The organism is Paracoccus sp. (in: a-proteobacteria) (assembly GCF_046462195.1).
Taxonomy (GTDB): Bacteria; Pseudomonadota; Alphaproteobacteria; order Rhodobacterales; family Rhodobacteraceae; genus Paracoccus.
In genome coordinates this window covers 35572-53348 of the sequence record NZ_JBKGUN010000108.1, presented here as the reverse complement: position 1 = coordinate 53348, position 17777 = coordinate 35572, and the positions used below count along the sequence as shown (strand labels likewise).

At 63.3% G+C, this 17777-nt stretch carries 17 protein-coding genes and 1 other annotated feature; of the genes, 6 read left to right on the top strand and 11 right to left on the bottom strand.

Annotation, left to right across the window (positions count from 1 at the left end):
* Positions 1–29: 29 nt before the first annotated feature.
* The 3 genes from trpS (at position 30) to ACLHHB_RS07115 (ending at position 3654) form a co-directional block, all read left to right on the top strand.
* A complete protein-coding gene (gene trpS / locus ACLHHB_RS07125) occupies positions 30–1064 on the top strand; it encodes a tryptophan--tRNA ligase (protein WP_410217581.1) in 1035 nt (344 codons plus the stop codon).
* A 94-nt stretch (positions 1065–1158) separates the two neighbouring features.
* Positions 1159–1214: a sequence feature (sul1 is cis-regulatory element that is thought to sense ions involved in sulfur or methionine metabolism; They are found in Alphaproteobacteria), on the top strand.
* A gap of 66 nt (positions 1215–1280) precedes the next feature.
* Positions 1281–2777 carry a SulP family inorganic anion transporter gene (locus ACLHHB_RS07120; protein ID WP_410217580.1) on the top strand — a complete coding sequence of 499 codons (1497 nt, stop codon included), beginning with the start codon at positions 1281–1283 and terminating at the stop codon, positions 2775–2777.
* Between the two features lie 10 nt (positions 2778–2787).
* The gene (locus ACLHHB_RS07115) at positions 2788–3654 is read left to right on the top strand and encodes a universal stress protein (protein ID WP_410217579.1); all 867 of its coding nucleotides are present in this window, start codon (positions 2788–2790) and stop codon (positions 3652–3654) included.
* Between the two features lie 99 nt (positions 3655–3753).
* Here ACLHHB_RS07115 and ACLHHB_RS07110 read toward each other — a convergent pair whose 3' ends face one another.
* From ACLHHB_RS07110 to ACLHHB_RS07100, 3 genes are read right to left on the bottom strand one after another with little or no spacing between them, the layout of a single operon-like run.
* Complete coding sequence (locus tag ACLHHB_RS07110; RefSeq protein ID WP_410217578.1) at positions 3754–4734, bottom strand: GGDEF domain-containing protein; 981 nt, start codon at positions 4732–4734, stop codon at positions 3754–3756.
* Positions 4731–5300: a heme NO-binding domain-containing protein gene (locus ACLHHB_RS07105; RefSeq protein ID WP_410217577.1), complete on the bottom strand. Its 570-nt coding sequence runs from the start codon at positions 5298–5300 to the stop codon at positions 4731–4733. The genes ACLHHB_RS07110 and ACLHHB_RS07105 overlap by 4 nt, the downstream gene beginning before the upstream one ends.
* Before the next feature lie 57 nt (positions 5301–5357).
* The gene (locus ACLHHB_RS07100) at positions 5358–5648 is read right to left on the bottom strand and encodes a DUF3572 domain-containing protein (protein WP_410217576.1); all 291 of its coding nucleotides are present in this window, start codon (positions 5646–5648) and stop codon (positions 5358–5360) included.
* A gap of 109 nt (positions 5649–5757) precedes the next feature.
* On the opposite strand from ACLHHB_RS07100, the gene ACLHHB_RS07095 reads away from it, so the two are divergent.
* The 3 genes from ACLHHB_RS07095 (at position 5758) to ACLHHB_RS07085 (ending at position 8348) form a co-directional block, all read left to right on the top strand.
* Positions 5758–7149, top strand: coding sequence for a diguanylate cyclase domain-containing protein (locus tag ACLHHB_RS07095; RefSeq protein ID WP_410217575.1), 1392 nt, complete (start codon positions 5758–5760; stop codon positions 7147–7149).
* An 84-nt stretch (positions 7150–7233) separates the two neighbouring features.
* Positions 7234–7650, top strand: a complete 417-nt coding sequence (locus tag ACLHHB_RS07090; RefSeq protein WP_410217574.1) for a DUF983 domain-containing protein — start codon at positions 7234–7236, stop codon at positions 7648–7650.
* Positions 7647–8348 carry an NUDIX domain-containing protein gene (locus tag ACLHHB_RS07085; RefSeq protein WP_410217573.1) on the top strand — a complete coding sequence of 234 codons (702 nt, stop codon included), beginning with the start codon at positions 7647–7649 and terminating at the stop codon, positions 8346–8348. Before ACLHHB_RS07090 ends, ACLHHB_RS07085 begins: the two co-directional genes overlap by 4 nt.
* Here ACLHHB_RS07085 and ACLHHB_RS07080 read toward each other — a convergent pair whose 3' ends face one another.
* The 8 genes from ACLHHB_RS07080 to ACLHHB_RS07045 form a co-directional block, all read right to left on the bottom strand.
* Positions 8349–9119, bottom strand: coding sequence for an enoyl-CoA hydratase-related protein (locus ACLHHB_RS07080; protein WP_410217572.1), 771 nt, complete (start codon positions 9117–9119; stop codon positions 8349–8351).
* 62 nt (positions 9120–9181) lie between these two features.
* Complete coding sequence (locus tag ACLHHB_RS07075) at positions 9182–9652, bottom strand: cytochrome c-type biogenesis protein (protein ID WP_410217571.1); 471 nt, start codon at positions 9650–9652, stop codon at positions 9182–9184.
* Positions 9649–11613: a heme lyase CcmF/NrfE family subunit gene (locus ACLHHB_RS07070; RefSeq protein ID WP_410217570.1), complete on the bottom strand. Its 1965-nt coding sequence runs from the start codon at positions 11611–11613 to the stop codon at positions 9649–9651. Before ACLHHB_RS07070 ends, ACLHHB_RS07075 begins: the two co-directional genes overlap by 4 nt.
* Before the next feature lie 99 nt (positions 11614–11712).
* Positions 11713–12246, bottom strand: a complete 534-nt coding sequence (locus ACLHHB_RS07065; RefSeq protein ID WP_410217569.1) for a holin family protein — start codon at positions 12244–12246, stop codon at positions 11713–11715.
* On the bottom strand, positions 12237–12848 hold the full coding sequence (locus ACLHHB_RS07060; RefSeq protein WP_410217568.1) for a holin-associated N-acetylmuramidase: 612 nt from the start codon (positions 12846–12848) through the stop codon (positions 12237–12239). The genes ACLHHB_RS07065 and ACLHHB_RS07060 overlap by 10 nt, the downstream gene beginning before the upstream one ends.
* 93 nt (positions 12849–12941) lie before the next feature.
* Positions 12942–13391, bottom strand: a complete 450-nt coding sequence (ccmE, locus tag ACLHHB_RS07055) for a cytochrome c maturation protein CcmE (RefSeq protein WP_410217609.1) — start codon at positions 13389–13391, stop codon at positions 12942–12944.
* 22 nt (positions 13392–13413) lie between these two features.
* Positions 13414–14226, bottom strand: a complete 813-nt coding sequence (locus ACLHHB_RS07050) for a glutamate racemase (protein WP_410217567.1) — start codon at positions 14224–14226, stop codon at positions 13414–13416.
* Positions 14227–14292: 66 nt separating this feature from the next.
* Positions 14293–17685 carry an indolepyruvate ferredoxin oxidoreductase family protein gene (locus ACLHHB_RS07045; protein WP_410217566.1) on the bottom strand — a complete coding sequence of 1131 codons (3393 nt, stop codon included), beginning with the start codon at positions 17683–17685 and terminating at the stop codon, positions 14293–14295.
* Positions 17686–17777 lie beyond the last annotated feature (92 nt).

Below are 17777 nucleotides of genomic sequence, written 5' to 3'. Positions count from 1 at the left end.
CGGCCAGCAAATTCCAAGGCAGGCCGGTCATGTCCGAACCCAACAACAGCCAATTCCGTCCTCGCATCTTTTCGGGCATCCAGCCTTCGGGCGGGCTGACGCTTGGCAACTATCTCGGCGCGCTCAAGCGTTTCGCGGCGCTGCAGGGGGGCGAGGCCGAGACGATCTATTGCATCGTGGACCTGCATGCGATCACGGTGTGGCAGGACCCCGAGGTGCTGCGGGCCCGCATCCGCGAAGCGGCGGCGGCCTTCATGGCCGCGGGCGTGGACCCTGCGCAATCGATCCTGTTCAACCAGTCGCAGGTCAGCGCCCATGCGGAAATGGCCTGGCTCTTCAACACCGTGGCGCGCGTCGGCTGGATGTACCGGATGACGCAGTTCAAGGACAAGGCCGGCAAGAACACCGAAAATGTCAGCTTGGGCCTGCTGGCCTATCCGGCGCTGATGGCGGCCGACATCCTGACCTATCAGGCGACCGCCGTCCCCGTAGGCGAGGACCAGAAGCAGCATCTGGAACTGACCCGCGACATTGCCGCCAAGTTCAACCATGACTACGGCGTCGAGCATTTCCCGATCACCGAACCGCTGATCGAAGGCGTGGCCACCCGCGTCATGTCCCTGCGGGACGGGTCGAAGAAGATGTCGAAATCCGACCCTTCGGACGCCAGCCGGATCAATCTGACGGACGATGCCGACACGATCGCGCAAAAGATCCGCAAGGCGCGCACTGATGCAGACCCCCTGCCCGGCCAGATGGACGGGTTGAAGGATCGCCCCGAGGCCCGCAACCTGGTCAACATCTATGCCGCCTTGGCGGACGAAACGCCGGATCAGGTTCTGGCCCGCTTCGAGGGTCAGGGCTTCGGCGCCTTCAAGCCTGCCTTGGCCGAAGTCGCGGTCGAGGTCTTGTCACCCATCACCCGCCGCATGGCAGAGTTCATGGCCGATCCGGCGCAGATCGACCGGGTGCTGGCCGAAGGCTCGGACCGCGCGGCGGCGGTGGCCACCCCGATCCTCGAGCGGACGAAAGACATCATGGGCCTGTTGCGCACCCGCGCCTGAACCATTGAAACACTGTACCGCCCCAGAAAGGGGCGGCTTTTTTCGCGCGGGACTTGCCCTTGGTCACCCGCTGCGGCTATCAGCGCCGCAAGCGCATGGACCCGGTGAGAACCCGGGTGGCTCTTCCGGCCGCCGATCCGCCGGACAATTCGAACCTTTTCAGACATTTTGCTGGACCCCGGCCGCACGCGCCGCCTGGTCAGGAACGGATGATTCATGTTTTCACTTGCACGCTACCGGAACGAATGGCTGGGCAATGTCCGGCCTGACCTTTTGTCAGGGCTGGTCGTCGCCCTGGCGTTGATCCCCGAAGCCATCGCCTTTTCCATCATCGCCGGTGTCGATCCCAAGGTCGGCCTTTATGCCAGCTTTTCCATCGCCGTCATCACGGCCATTGCCGGTGGGCGGCCGGGCATGATCTCGGCCGCGACGGCGGCAACGGCGGTCCTGATGGTCACGCTGGTGCGCGACCACGGGTTGGAATACCTGCTGGCCGCAACCGTGCTGGCCGGCCTGATCCAGATCGGCTGCGGGCTGCTGAAGCTGGGCTTCGTGATGCGCTATGTGTCGAAATCGGTGATGACCGGCTTTGTGAACGCCCTGGCGATCCTGATCTTCATGGCACAACTGCCTGAACTGGACCTGCGCATGCCGGGCGTGACCTGGTTCACCTATGCCCTGGTCGGTGTCTCGCTGGCGATCATCTATCTGTTCCCGCGGATCACCAAGGCGATCCCGTCGCCCCTGGTGACGATTGTCGTGTTGACGGCCGCCTCGATGGCCTTGGGCTGGGACGTGCGGACGGTCGGCGACATGGGCGCGCTGCCTGACACGCTGCCCGTCTTTCTGCTGCCGGACGTGCCGCTGAACCTGCAGACGCTGCAGATCATCCTGCCCTATTCCTTTGCCGTCGCCATTGTGGGCCTTTTGGAAAGCCTGATGACCCAGAACCTCGTGGACGAGCTGACCGACACCCGCAGCAGCCGCAATCAGGAATGCATCGGGCAGGGACTGGCCAACACCGCAACCGGGTTCATCGGCGGGATGGCAGGCTGCGCGATGATCGGGCAGTCGATGATCAACGTCAAATCCGGGGGGCGGGGCCGGCTGTCGTCGCTCGTGGCGGGCACGTTTCTGCTGATCCTGGTCGTGGGGCTGGGCGATCTGGTCAGCCAGATTCCGATGCCTGCACTGGTTGCCATCATGATCATGGTCTCGGTGGGCACGTTCAGCTGGTCGTCGATCGGCAACCTGCGCAGGCATCCCCGCTCGTCCTCGGTGGTGATGCTGGCCACGGTGGCGACGGTCGTCTGGACCCACAACCTGGCATTCGGCGTACTGGTCGGCGTCCTGCTGTCGGGCATCTTCTTCGCGGCCAAGATTGCCCAACTGTTCCGCGTGACGACGACCCTGTCGCCCGACGGGCGCGAACGGACCTATCTTGTGGAAGGACAGATGTTTTACGGTTCGGTCGAGGACCTTATGGCAGCCTTTGACTTTTCCGAAGCGGTGGAACGGGTTACTATCGACGTCAGCCGCGCTCATCTTTGGGACATCAGTTCGGTTCAGGCGCTGGACATGGCCATCCTCAAGTTCCGGCGCGACGGGGCCAAGGTTCAGGTGGTGGGGCTGAACGCGGCATCGGAAACATTGCTGGACCGGCTTGCCGTGCATGACAAGCCGGGCGCAATGGATAAACTGGTCTCGCATTGAGGGGTGCACCATGACGGACAAGATCATCGCGCTGGTCGACGACTCGGTTTATGCGGCTTCGGTGTGCGAACATGCAGGTTGGCTGTCGCAGCGGTCCGGCATGCCTGTCGAGCTGCTGCATGTTCTTGGCCGTCGCGATCCGTCAGGGCCGCAGGATCTGTCGGGCACGATCCGCCTTGGCGCGCGCAGTGCCCTTCTGGACGAACTGGCGACACTGGATGAACAGCGCGCGCGGGTTGCCATTGCGCAGGGACGCGCCTTGCTGGAGGATGCGCATGCTCTGACGATCAAGGCCGGTGCGACCGAGGTGACCACCCGGCTGGAGCAGGGTGACCTGATCGAACGCGCCACGGGACGCGATGCGACCCCTTCGGTGATCGTCATCGGCAAGCGGGGGGCGGCGGCGAACTTTGCGCAGGGCCACCTTGGCTCCAATCTTGAACGTATCGTCCGTGCGGCCCGTGTTCCTGTTCTGGTGGCCTCAAGGGCCTGGCGTCCCATCACCAAAATCCTTGTCGCATTTGACGGTGGAGCCTCGGCAATGAAGGCCGTGGATCACATCGCGGGCAATCCGGTCTTCCGCAAGATGCACATCGATGTCTGCATGGTCGGCAGCGGGCCACGCGACGCCCAGGAGCAACTGGACGAAGCCCTGCTGCGCCTGCGCGCAGCTGGCCTGCAGGCTGACGCCCGGCGCCTGGAAGGCACGCCCGAGACAGCATTGATTGTTCATATCGAAGCCGGTGGACACGACCTGCTGGTGATGGGCGCCTATGGCCACAGCCGCATCCGCAGGCTCTTCATCGGCTCGACCACCACGCAGATGCTGATCGATGCAAAGCTGTCGGTCCTCTTGTTCCGTCACGGCGCGGCCTGAGAACCAGCCGCAGAGCTGCGGCTGGTTCTCAGGCATGGCCGTTGAGGTGCTGCAAGTGCAGTGCCTTGAGTCACGAGTGCCGTCCGCCACCTTCCGCCATCAGACGATCGTGGCGCAGCCCCTGCCCTGCCGTTTCGAGGCGTAAAGCGCTTCATCCGCCATCGCGGACAAGCTGTCAGCGCATGTCGTCCGACCAGAACGCCAGACCACGATGCCGAGGCTGGCCGACACCTTGAGATCGCCAAGTTCGGGCGGAGACAAGCTCTTGATGGCGCTGATGATACGAGCGGCAAGCTCCTGCAGGGCACTTTGCGAATCGACATCGAGAAGGATCAGCACGAATTCATCGCCACCGATACGGGCTGCCGTATCGGCCTTGCGGATCTGCTCTCGCAGGATCCTGCCGACGTCGCGGAGCAGGTCGTCGCCTGCCTTGTGGCCCAAGCGGTCGTTCACCTGCTTGAAATGATCCAGATCCATGTGGATCAGCGCGAAAGGGGCGCCTGCACCTTCCGCCACGGTCCGCAACGTCGCCGCCAAGGCAATTTCCAACCCACGGCGATTCGCCAGACCCGTCAGGGGATCGGTCTGCGCCTGCAGCAGAGCCATCTTTCGCGACTGCTCCAACTGATCGTTGAAGCGTGTCAGTTCGTTCAAGATGCCCCGCTTGGCCTCGTGCAGGAAGAGAAACTCCATGGCCAGTTCCGATGGGGCAAAGTCGTAATCCGTCAGATTCGCCTTGCGAATGGCGCGGTGCAGCCCGATTCCGAAGCCAAGATTGACAAGAACGCCACCGTCACCGACCTCGACCCCGTGGCCACGCAGCACGAGGTCCGGCGCATGGGAAACACGCAGGAACAGGCGCTTGTCCCGCTCGACCGCCAAGCGGATCGCCTCGGTCGCCTTGCCGCCTCCGCGCGCCTTGGTTAGCCTGCCTTCAAGCCCTTCAGGCAGTCCCGGCACGACCTTTGCCAATGTCGGCCCCACCGAGAGGACCCGGTCATGCCTGCCCAGCCACAGATGCATGGGCAGCAGACGGATCAGCGAGTCCATCGGCATGTGATGCCCGGACAGTGTCATGCGGACGCCGCCCCTGTCAGTGTCAGGCCCTGCAAGGTGAACGTCCGGCCCTCAGAAAACTGGGAATCCCAGATATCGATCCGCAACCCGACCTCTTCAACCGCGATCAGACACAATGCGCCGTAATCATCCGCCATCCCCCTGATCAGGCCCACCAGCAGGAACTGCCAGCCGTTGCTGGGTTCGAGCATTAGGAGGCGGACACTGTGATCATCCAGTTCGATCTGCAGCCGCGGCAGACGGAGCGTGGGCAGGACAAGGTCGACGCGTCCCGGAAGCTCGTCCAGCCGCAACAGGAAATCCCTGAAATCCCGGCCCGAAAAACGCAGCAGCCGCCGGATCGACTCGACACGCGTCATCCATGCGCCCAGATCCTCGTACATCTCGGATTGAGGCTTTCCCAGCCGCAGCGCGGCCTGTCCCAGTGCCGCTTCCCCGAAGTCCGCATACATCGGCAAAGAAGGGTCGGATGAAACCGCGGCCTCGTCCGCCACGGCCTGAATGAGCCCCTCCCCGTAGGTGGAGCGCAGGAATTCCTCAATGGCGCGATTGATGAGACCGTACATGCCCTTACCTCGATTCGTTTCGAGACTAGGGCCAAGAGGTAAAGATTGGGAAAACGGCTAGTCGACCGTCCATCCAAAGCTGCCCGGGCCGGACAAGGCCGTGCGCGCCGCCATGACGTCCTGCGGACGCAGATTCAGGGCTTGGGCAAAGGCAAGAAGCCTTTCATCGTCTTCCACCAGAAAATCCAGCAGGAACACCGCGATCTCGGGCCGGTTCGACAGTTCCCGCAGATCGGAAACCTGCAGCCCTGCCGTTTCCATAAAACGCACCAGTTCCTCGGGCTGTTCGGCCAGTGCCAGAAGAATGTCCTGCGCAAGCTCCTGCGCGCGTTCGATCGTGATTGCCATAGGATGATCCTTGTCCCGCACGTCAACGACGCCGGTAAAATGGGAAACAATTTATTAAACATTTTCCTTCATCTTCGATCCCAGGTGTCAAGACTCGCTGGATGTACAAATGACGGCACGTATCTTAGTGGCTGATGGCATCTCGACTGCCAGGGTCATGGTCAAGGCCCGTCTCAGCGCGGTCTGCTATGACGTGGTTGCCGTCGGCACGGCCCAGGAACTTCATCAGCAATTGCAGCTCGCCCGGCCGGACCTGATCATCCTGGGACATGACGTTGCGGATGGCTCCTCCATGGCGCTTTGCGCGCGACTGGCCGGTGATCCGGATCATGCGGGCATCCCGATCCTCATGATGGTCAATGCCTCGGCGCGTCTCGAGGCGCTGGAGGCCGGCGCAACGGCAATCCTGGATCCCCGGGTGGAGACGCAGATGCTGATGGCCCGTGTGCGGGGCCTGTTGCGGGACGTGGCACAGCCACAGGACACCGGGATGGGGCTGGCCGAAGAGGCGACACCTTTCCACCACGACCGGCGCCCGCTAGTGGCCTTGGTGGCAGACACGATGGGTCGTGCCGTCTGCTGGCGCCAGTCGCTCGAACACCGGATGAACTGCCGTTTCGAGATCCGTGATCCGGACACGGCCCTCGGCTCGGCCACGGCTGGCCGTACTGCCGATCTTTACGTCATTTCGGCCGATATCCGCGGCAAGGGCGACGGCCTGCGCCTGATGTCGGAACTGCGGTCGCGCCAAGGCTCGCGGGACGCGGGATTCGTCGTCGCCCTTGCACCGGAACGGGGCGATCTGTCACCGATGGCCCTGGACCTCGGAGCGGGAGACGTGATGTCGGACACCTTGGCCACGCCCGAGGATGCGCAGGCTGCAGCCATGTCGCTGCAAACGCTTCTGTCACGCAAATCGCAAAGCGACCAGCGCCGCGCCGAGATTCAGCGCCACATGCTGTGGTCGATGACCGACCCTCTGACCGGGCTTTACAACCGCCGCTATGCCCTGCCCAAGCTGGACGACATTGCTCAGGATGCGCTGGGGGCCGGCCAGAGCTTCGCGGTCTTCGCGATCGACCTCGATCACTTCAAGGCCATCAACGACTGTCACGGGCACAGCGCCGGCGACATGGTCCTGGCCGAGGTTGCACAGCGGCTTCGCTCTGCCCTTGGGTCGGAGGGAATGGTGGCGCGCATGGGCGGAGAAGAGTTCCTGGCTGTCCTGTTCCGCTGCACGGATGCCATGGCCCGCAAGACTGCCGAAACGTTGCGCAAGTCCATCGAAGCCCGCCCGGTCGCCTTGGGCAGCATGCCGGGCGGCCAGAGCCTGAGCGTCACCGCTTCGGTCGGGGCGGCGTTGGTCACTCCGTCCCGGGGTTGCACCGAGATCGAACAGGTGACGCGCGCTGCGCTGGAGCGCGCAGATCAGGCCTTGTTGGCCGCCAAGGTTGCAGGACGCAACTGCGTCATGTGCAGCCCCTCCAATCAGGCCGCCTGAGTAGCACTTTCAAAGTGCGCATCGATTGCCTAGATTGGACGCGTCGAGGCGCGGCAGTCGCCTCTTTCGGCAAGGAGCATCCGGATGACGCAACTGCAAGGCACATTGGCGGACGACGCAACGGAACGTCCCACCGGTCAGGCCATGATGCGCGGCGCGCGCGGGCGATGCCCGGCCTGCGGTGAAGGGCGGCTGTTCTCGAGCTTTCTGAAGGTGGCGGACCATTGCCCCCATTGCAACGAGGCGCTGCATCATCAGCAGGCCGACGATGGGCCTGCCTATCTGACGATCCTGATCGTCTCGCACTTGGGCGCCCCCTTGCTGCTGGCGTGCTTTGTCGCCTGGCGGCCCAGTGCCATGACGATGCTGCTGAGCTTCGGGATCGGATCGATCATCCTGTCGCTGGCGATGCTGCCCGCGATCAAGGGCGCCATGGTCGGCTTCCAGTGGGCCCGGCGGATGCACGGGTTCGACGACCGCCGTGGCAGCGCTGGCGCATGAACGTGGAAGACCGGTCCCCGCTTGCGATCCGTGACGCGGCCTCTGTTCTTGTGCTGCGCCGCCAAGGGGGGACCGCTTCCGTGCTTATGGGAATGCGCGGGGCCGCGGCTGCCTTTATGCCATCAAAGTTCGTGTTCCCCGGCGGCGCAATCGATCCGGGAGATACGGGTGCTGCCTTGGCCCGCCCCTTGCGCCGAACCTGCCACCAGCGCCTGATGGCTGAACCCCGCGCAGACATGCCTGTCGATCCCGATGCCATCGCAGCCGCAGCCTTGCGTGAACTGGCCGAGGAGACCGGCCTTCTTGTGGGGCGAAAGGATGGACCGCCTTGCGAATGGCCCGGCTACCACGAGGAGGGACTGTCTCCTGATGCCGGTGCCCTGACCTATCTGTTTCGGGCCATCACGCCTCCGGGACGGCCGAGGCGTTTCGACGCCCATTTCTTTGTGCTGGACGCATGCGACATCAGCGGCGACCCGGACGATTTTGGCCGTGCCTGCGACGAGCTTTCGCATCTGCATTGGGTTCCGCTTTCCGAGGCCCGTGATCTCGACCTGCCGTTCATCACCGAAGTTGTTCTCGCCGAACTTCAGCAGCTGGTTGCCGGACTGGAACCGGAAGAACCCTTGCCGGCGCCGGCAACGGTTCCTTTCTTTGACAATCGTGGCCCGGCACCCCGCTTTTGCCAGATCGCCTGATCAACGTCCGGTAAACACCGGAGGCCGCTTCTGCAGGAAAGCATTGACCCCTTCCACGAAGTCGCCACTGCGTCCGGCCCGCCCTTGCAACCGTGCCTCCAGCGCCAGTTGTGCCTCCAGCCCGTTTGCGGACGACGCCGCGACCGCTTCGCGGATGGCCAGAAAGGCTCCTGTCGGACCCGCCGCCAGTCTCCGCGCCGTTTCAGCGACCCCGTTGCCGAAATCGGCATCCGGCAGGGTTTGCCAGATCAGGCCCCAGTCGGCCGCCTGTCGCGCACCGACAGTGTCCGCCAGCAGCATCATGCCCATGGCACGGGCCGTTCCCGTCAGGCGCGGAATGATCCATGTGCCCCCTGCGTCGGGGATCAGCCCGATACGGGCAAAGGCCTGGATGAAGCTGGCGCTTTCGGTCGCAATGACGATGTCGGCCGCCAGGGCCAAGTTTGCCCCTGCCCCTGCAGCGACCCCGTTCACGGCCGCGATGACAGGCGCCGGGCATTTCTTGATGGCGCGCAGCATCGGCTCGTATTCATCCCGCAGCGTCGCCTCCAGATCGATCGCCGCACTGGCATCCGCCAGATCCTGACCCGAACAGAATCCCCGTCCCTCGCCGGTCAGGACGACGCAGCGGACATCACCGGACAGCGTCGTCAGTGCTTCCGTGATCTCGGCCCGCATGCGGCTGTTCAACGCGTTCATGACGGCAGGCCGGTTCAGGGTCAGCGTGGCAACGCCTGCGGCAGTCTCGAAGCGGATGGTGTCGAAGCTCATGGGTCCCCTCCTGTTTCAGGGATCATGCCTCATATCCGTCACGGGGAAAGCACGACCCTGCGTCAGGGGCCGCGCATGATCTCGTCAAGGCGCTTCTGTTCATCGGCATCCAGGTCATCGACCGGCACAGCGCTTGTGTTACGCGAACGCAAGAAGCGCATGGCAACAATGGCCGCAATCAGCGCCATCAAGGGCCCGGCCAGCCAGAGGATCAGGTTGCTTCCGGTGGCACGGGGGTCGAACAGCACGAATTCGCCATAACGCTCCACGACCGCATCGATCACTTCGGCATTGCTGTCGCCATCGACCAGCCTTTCGCGCACATAAAGACGCAGGTCGCGGCTGATGGGGGCGTTCGATTCATCGATGTTCTCGCCTTGACAGACGGGGCAGCGCAGGCGCTGAGAAATCTCTCTTGCCCGCGCCTCCAGTGCGCCGTCAGCCAGCACCTCGTCCGGCTGCACGGCCATTGCAGCCATTGGCGCAACGGCAAGCGCCGCGACAAGAGCAGCCCTCTGAAGCGCGGCCTTCATTCGGCCGGGACCGCGTCGGAGCGGCCCTGACGCGCCGCGCCTGCTGCCACGCGATAACGCCTGTCAGTCAGGCTGATCAGCCCTCCAAGAGCCATCAGGATCGACCCGCCCCAGATCCAGTTTGCAAAAGGCTTGATATAGGTTCGCACCGCCCAACCCCCGTTCGGCTGCTGATCCCCCAGCACCACGTAAACATCGCGCCAGAACCCATAGTCGATGGCTGCTTCGGTGGTGGGCATGCCCTGTACCGGATAGACACGCTTTTCCGGCATCAGCGTGGCCACCGGGCTGCCGTCGCGCTGAACATCAACGACAGCCTGCTGGGCCAGATAGTTCGGCCCGTCCGCCCGCCGCACCTCGCGCAGGGTCAGTTCATAGGCGCCCACGCTGAAAGGTTGATCAATCTCGGCCACGCGCACATCCTCGATCTGCCAGGCTTGGATCAGGGCCACCGCGATGAAGGTGATCCCCAGGCCGCCATGGGCCACGGCCTTGCCCCAATCCGCACGGGGCAGCCGCAGCAGGCGCGCAGCGCCGGAACTGCCGGTTCTCAGCCACAGTTCGGCCAGTGCGCCAAAGACCAGCCATGCCCCCAGCCCTGCACCGATGACGGCCAGAGCGGAACGCCCCGTCGATACGGCATAAACAAGCACCATCACTGCCGCCGTCAGGACCAGCGCGCCTCGCAGCGGCCGCATTGCCGCCTTCAGACGCGCGCGCTTCCAGGGCATGAGGGAACCCAGCGGCAACGCCAGCGCCAAGGCGATCATGAAGGGCGTGAAGGCCTGGTTGAAGAACGGGGGGCCAACGGACAGAACCCGGCCCCAGACCATTTCGGCCACCAGTGGCCAGATGGTGCCGATGAACACCACAAAGGCCGCGACAGCCAGAAGAACATTGTTCAGCACCAGCGCCCCTTCGCGAGACAAGGGCGCGAAGACCCCCTTGGCCGTCATCTCTGCCGCACGGAAGGCATAGAGCGTCAGGGCACCGCCGACAAAGATTGCAAGGATCGCGAGGATGAAGATCCCGCGCTCGGGATCATTGGCAAAGCTGTGAACCGAGGTGATGACGCCCGAGCGGACGATGAAGGTGCCGATGAGCGAAAAACCGAAAGCCATGATCGCCAGAAGGATGGTCCAGCTTTTCAGTGCTTCACGCTTTTCGACAACAATGGCGGAATGCAGCAGCGCAGCAGCCAGAAGCCAAGGCATGAAGCTGGCATTCTCGACCGGATCCCAGAACCAGAACCCGCCCCAACCCAATTCATAATAAGCCCACCAAGAGCCGAGCGCGATGCCGATCGTCAGGAACACCCAGGCCGCCAGCGTCCAGGGACGCACCCAGCGGGCCCAAGCCGCATCCACCCGCCCCTCGATCAGCGCGGCGACGGCAAAGCTGAAGGCCATCGAAAGGCCTACATAGCCGAGATAAAGGAACGGCGGGTGGAACGCCAAGCCGGGGTCCTGCAGCAGCGGGTTCAGGTCGCGTCCGTCGAAGGGCGGGTTTCCCATGCGCCAGAACGGGTTCGACGTGAAGATGATGAAGGCATAAAAAGCCACGCTGATCGAGGCCTGTACCCCCAGGACACGCGCCCGCAGGCTGGGCGGCAGGTTCGTGCCGAAGAGGGCCGCTGCCGCGCCAAAGGCCGCCAGGATCAGGACCCACAACAGCATCGAGCCCTCGTGATTGCCCCAAACGCCGCTGATCTTGTAGATCATCGGCTTGGCCGTGTGCGAATGCTCGTAAACCAGCCGGACCGAGAAATCCGAGGTCACGAAGGCAATGGTCAGCGCCCCGAAGCTGATCACCATCAGCACCAACTGGGCCAATGCGGCAGGCCGCGCGCTGTCCATCCAGCCGTGCCAGCCCCTGGCGGCCCCCACCATCGGCACGCTCATCTGGTAAAGCGCGACAGCAAAGGCCAGGATCAGGGCAAAATGGCCGAGTTCTGCAATCATCAGGGGCAATCCTCCGTTACCGCAGCATAAGGACAGGACGGCGGGGGGAAAAGTCCTCCCGTCGTCCTATCACGTCAGTTTCGCGTGTCCGGCTGCGGCCTAATCGCGCAGCGTCGTCAGCCAGTCCCAAAGGGCGGCATTGTCGGCGAAGTCATCCGCCGGCTTGGCCACGACCGTGGTGGCCGCTTCCGAAACCAAGCCCGTCGTCGTTTCCGTGACCTCGCGCGCGGGCCAGACGCGATGGCGAAAATAATGCGCCTCGCGCGCGCCAAAGTAGAAGCCGACAATTGCGCCCAACAACCACCACAGCGGCTCGGGAACCCTTTGCAGTCCATCCATCCGAACGCTGAAGCCCGCAGGCTCGACCATGGCATAGATGAACAGGCCCATCGTGCCCAAGGCCAGCAAGGGGCGCGGCAGACGGTTCAGCCCGTTGACAAAGCCGTCGAACCATCCTTCATGCGGTCCGGCGAATTCCTGACCATGCTGAGAGATCGCGTGGCCATAGGCTTCCTCGTCCAGTTCCATCCGACGGGTGGCGTTTCGGGTAAACACTCCGGCGACGCCAGTGGCGGCACTGCCAAGGGCGGTGACGGTCGGGGCAACCCCGATGAAACGGTCGATCAGGCCCATTTGGCGGTCCTTTTGCGGTGCTCAGCCTCGGACAGGTGATAGCGCGGTGTGATGAATTCCTCGGCGCGGGTGATCCAGCCGCCCTTCCCGCCTGTCTTGCTGCGGGCGAACTTGCGGCTGGCAGGCCGTTGATCCGCCAAAGAATAATAATAATTGCGCCGGGCGATCCCATAGGCATCAGCCAAGTGCAGGGGCGCCGCTTGAACCGCCTCTTGCGCAGAGGCAATGGTCAGAGGACCGACAACCCCGTCGGCCGTCGCGCGAAAGCCCATCCGCGTGATCAACTTCTGCAAAATCTTGACCGCATTCGCCCCCGCATTGACATACATGTCAAAAATGCTGGCCTGCAGGGGCTCCGGCAGTTCGGCCAGCTTGGGCTTGCGAAAGTAATGCTCAATGAAAACCTGTTCGGCCTGCGCGCGTGTTAGTGCACGGACATCCGCAACATCAATGCGCCCGTCCTTGTTCACGTCCATCCCGAGGGCCCGCAGGGTGCCAATGGTCACGCCGTGGTTGGTCGCCCCACCGGGATCGTCGGGATCGTTGACGAACCCTCCTTCGCGCGCAACGATGTCGCGCGCTATCTCTTCCACGCTTTTCATGAGAACCCCCGCCTGCCACGGCCTGCCATCGGCCGCATGGGGAACAAGCTGACGCGCAGCAGTTAACGTCCTGTTAATCCTGCGTGCGTTGCATCAACTGCCAGGCTGCTGGTACACGCCGGTCTGCTTCAGCGTTTCAACCACCTCGCGTGGCATATAGGTCTCGTCATGCTTGGCCAGCAGGTCGCGTGCCTCGAAACGTCCGTTGCGATACCAGCCCTTGGCGATGGTGCCCTGCCCCTCGGTAAACAGATCCGGACGTGGATCGCCGCCGACATAAGACACCGGGATCTCGGCGGCACCGTCGGTGATGACAAAGTCGAAGGCGACACCGTCACCATTGACGATGGACCCTTCCTTGACCAGCCCGCCCAGCTGGAAGAACTCTTCCGGCTCGGGCGCCACCTCGGTGACCTGAGTAGGTGAACGGTAAAGGTTGATTCCGTCGCTGAAGCCATAGCCAATCAGCCCAACAGCAGCCATCAAGGCAACCGTGGCCGCCGCAAGAACCTGAATACGGCGCTGCTTTTTCAGCGATTTCATGCCGGCCATGTGTCAACCTCCCTCAGGCAGCCTCGAAGCGGATCGAGCGTCGCAGGAACTGCGTCGCCTTGCCGGACACCCGCTCCGGGTCGCCAGTTGTCAGATATTTCGCTTCCGTTCCGGCACCAATGAACTCGGGCCTGCGCGTCAGATAATCCGCCAGACTTTCCGCAACCAGCCCTGCCTGGCTGTAAACGGCAACCTTGGGGCCAAGCGCGCGCTTGAAGGCGTCTTCGACCAACGGATAATGCGTGCAGCCAAGCACCGCAGCCTCGGGATAAGGCATCCGGCGCAACAAGGCCTCCACATGGCTGCCGACCAGCGCCTCGGCCAGAATTTCATCACCCATTTCAATGGCATCGACAACGCCACCGCATGGCTGTGCCTCGACATCGACACCGACGGCGCGGAATGCCAGTTCGCGCTGGAACGCGCGGCTGGCCACGGTTGCCGGGGTGGCGAACAGCGCCACGTTGTTCACCGCCACGCGGCGGGGCGGCGAATTGTCACCCCAGGCACGCTCGGTCAACGCTTCGATCATCGGGACAAAAACACCCAGAACCCGCTTGCCCTCGGGCAGCCACGTTTCCTGCATGCGCCGCAACGCCGCCGCACTGGCTGTGTTGCAGGCCAGGATCACCAGGTCGCAGCCCTCGGCCCAAAGCCTCTCGACCCCGGCGCAGGTCAGCGCATAGATATCGTCGGCAGTGCGAACCCCATAAGGCGCATGGGCATTGTCCCCCAGATAGACCAGCGGAAGATCAGGCAAACGTGCGGCGATGGCCTGATGCACCGTCAAACCACCCAGCCCTGAATCGAAAACGCCCACTGCCATCCGTCATCTCCTGCACCGCGTGCCGCCCTTCATAGGGCGACACGCGCGCTTTGAAAATGATTCAGATCATTCAGCGGCTTCACGGATGGGTGCCTGTCCGGCGCGGAACTGCGCCAGCAACTCCGCGCGGCGTTCCTCCGCGCGGTCCGCCGCCTCGTCCTTGACCGGGCCATAGCCGCGCACCGTCAGCGGCAGTCCGGCCAGTTCGATCGCCACGGGCATGGTCGCATCTGTGACATGGGCAAAGATTTCGCCCATGTCACTCTCGAACTGCCGGATCATGGCACGCTCGCGCTTGCGCTCGGCGCCATAGCCAAAGGGATCGAAAAGGGTGCCGCGCAGCCCTTTCATGCCTGCCAGAATGTAAAAGCTGCGCAGCATCCATGGGCCGAACTCACGCTTCTTCGGCCGTCCGTTCGCGTCCTTACCGCCCAAGACTGGAGGGGCCATGTGCAGGGACAGCCTTACATCCCCCTCCCATTGCGCCGCCACCTGCTCAGCCGTCAACAGATGCAGCCGCGCCACCTCATATTCGTCCTTGTAAGCCAACAACTTGTAATAGCTTCTTGCAACGCTTTCGCGCAGCGGCGCAGGTGCGGCATCGACAAGCTTGCGATAGCGCCTCGACAACCGCCTGCCTTGATAGCCGACCAGCCGGGCCGCACGATATTCGACCGGATCAATAGGCAGCGGCGTCACGTCCGCAGGCTTGCGCGCCTGATCAGGATGCACCATCGCCCACCGGCCGATCTGGAAGGCGCGCTGGTTCTCAGCCACCTTGGCACCGTTCAGGCGGATCGCCTCCATGATCGCGGCTTCAGACAGCGGAATCAGGCCCCGCTGCCAGCACGCGCCCAACACCAGCATGTTGGCATAAATGGAGTCCCCCAACATGCGCAGCGCCAGTTCGCTGGCGTCGAGGAACACGACCTTTTCCTTCAGCCGCGCTTCCAGCGACAAGCGCAGCCGGTCGGACGGAACCTGAAAATCACGAAAGCGGGTAAAATCGCCGGTAATGATCTCGTGGTCGTTGACCACGGCGCCAGTGCGCCCTTGCGTCATCAGGCCGACGGTCTTGGCCCCCGCCGTCACCACCAGATCGCCGCCGATCACGCAATCCGCCTCGCCCGTCGCCACGCGGATGGCACTGATATCTTCGGGACGGTTGGCCAGCCGCAGGTGGATATGCACCGCGCCGCCCTTTTGTGCCAAGCCCGCCATTTCCATCATGCCGGCCCCCTTCCCGTCAATATGGGCGGCCTGCGCCAGCACGGCACCGATGGTCACCACGCCCGTTCCGCCCACGCCGGTCATGACAACGTTATGCGTGCCGTTGATCGCCGGCAGTTCAGGGGCGGGCAAGGGCGGCAGCTCGAAGGCCTCGGCCCTGGGTTTGCGCAGAGTCCCGCCCCGAACCGAAACAAAGCTGGGGCAGAAGCCCTGCACGCAGCTGTAGTCCTTGTTGCAGCTGGACTGGTCGATCTGTCGCTTGCGCCCCAGCTCCGTGTCCAACGGCACGATCGACACGCAGTTCGACTGAACGGAACAGTCACCGCAGCCCTCGCAGACCTCCGGATTGATCCAGATGCGGCGATCCGGGTCGGGAAACTGTCCCTTCTTGCGCCGCCGCCGTTTTTCCGCTGCGCAGGTCTGGACATACAGGATGGCGCTGACCCCCGAAACCTGCTCGAGGTCGCGCTGCACGGCCATCATCTCGGCCCGCTCCTCGAAACGCAGGCCCTTGGGGAACAGGGACGGATCGACCTCTTCCTTCTGGTCATGCACGACCACGACCGGATCGACACCCATGGCCACCAGTTCCCGCGCGATCTGAGGCGCAGTCAGGCCTCCTTCATTGGGCTGCCCGCCTGTCATGGCCACGGCATCGTTATAAAGGATCTTGTAGGTGATGTTGGTGCTGGCAGCCAAAGCCGCGCGGATCGCCAAGACCCCCGAATGGTTATAGGTTCCGTCACCAAGATTTTGAAAGATATGGCTTCTTTTGCTGAACGGCGCTTCGCCGATCCAGTTCGCTCCTTCGCCACCCATCTGGGTGAAGCCTTCGGTGTCGCGCCCCATCCACTGGACCATGTAATGACAGCCTATCCCCGCATAGGCCCGGCTTCCTTCGGGCAGACGGGTTGAACTGTTGTGCGGGCATCCAGAACAAAACCATGGGGTTCTGGTCGCAATCTCAGGGGCGTTGTCATTGCGGCGCACTTCGTTCAGGCGCTGCAGCCCCGCACGGATATGTTCGGTGCCGCGCCCTTCCTCGATCAGGATGCCACCGATCTTCTGCGCCACCATCACCGGGTCAAGCGCATAGCGCGTCGGGAACAGTTCCTCCCCCGTCCGGTCATGCTTCCAGCCGTGAACGCGGCGACCCCGGCGATTGTCAAAGATGGCTTCCTTCAGCTGCACCTCGATCAGCTTGCGCTTTTCCTCGATGCAGACGATCACCTCCAGGTTCTCGGACCATTCCTGGATGGACTTCATGTCCATGGGCCAGGTCTGCCCAACCTTGTAGGTCGTCAGTCCGAGGCGCTCCGCCTCCGCCTCGGTGATGCCCAGCAGTGACAGGGCGTGCACCAAATCCAGCCAGTTCTTGCCTGCGGCCACGAAGCCGATCTTGGCAGCGGGCTTGCCCCAGACGCGGTGGTCAATGCGATTGGCACGGCTGAAGGCTTCGGCTGCCCATCGCTTGTGATCGATCATCCGCGCCTCTTGCGCGACCGGAGTATCTCCAAGGCGGATGTTCAGCCCACCCTCCGGCATCGGAAAATCGCGGGGCATCGTGAACGTCAGGCGCTGAGGATCGCCGTTCACCACCGATGTGGCCTCGACCGTATCCTTCATGGTCTTCAACCCGGTCCAGACGCCTGCATAGCGGGACAACGCAAAACCATAAAGTCCATAATCCAGAATTTCCTGCACACCGGCAGGCGACAGGACGGGAATGTAGGCGTCGATCATCGCCCAATCCGACTGGTGCAGAACGGTGGAACTTTCGCCCGTGTGATCGTCACCCATGGCCATCACGACGCCGCCGTGACGCGACGATCCGGCCATGTTCGCATGTCGCATCACATCGCCCGTGCGGTCCACGCCCGGCCCCTTGCCGTACCACAAGGCAAAGACGCCGTCATGGCGGCCTTCGCCCCGCAGTTCCGCCTGCTGGCTGCCCCAGATCGCGGTGGCGGCAAGATCCTCGTTCAGGCCGGGCTGAAAGCGGACCTGCGCATCGGCCAGACGCTTGGCCTCGCGCATCATCTGCAGGTCGACCCCGCCCAAGGGCGATCCGCGATACCCCGTCACCAGCCCCGCCGTATCGAGCCCGGCGGCTTTGTCGCGTGCCGATTGCATGAGCATCAGCCGGACCAATGCCTGCGTTCCGTTCAACAACACGTGTGATTTCGACAGATCAAATCGATCGGCCAACGAGAATTCCTGCTTGCTCATGTTGACTCTCCTCCTGTACCTGACGGCTCCCCCGGCCAGTATAGGTCAGAATGGCTGACCGAAGAACATAAAAATCTGTTCTTGACGTGGCT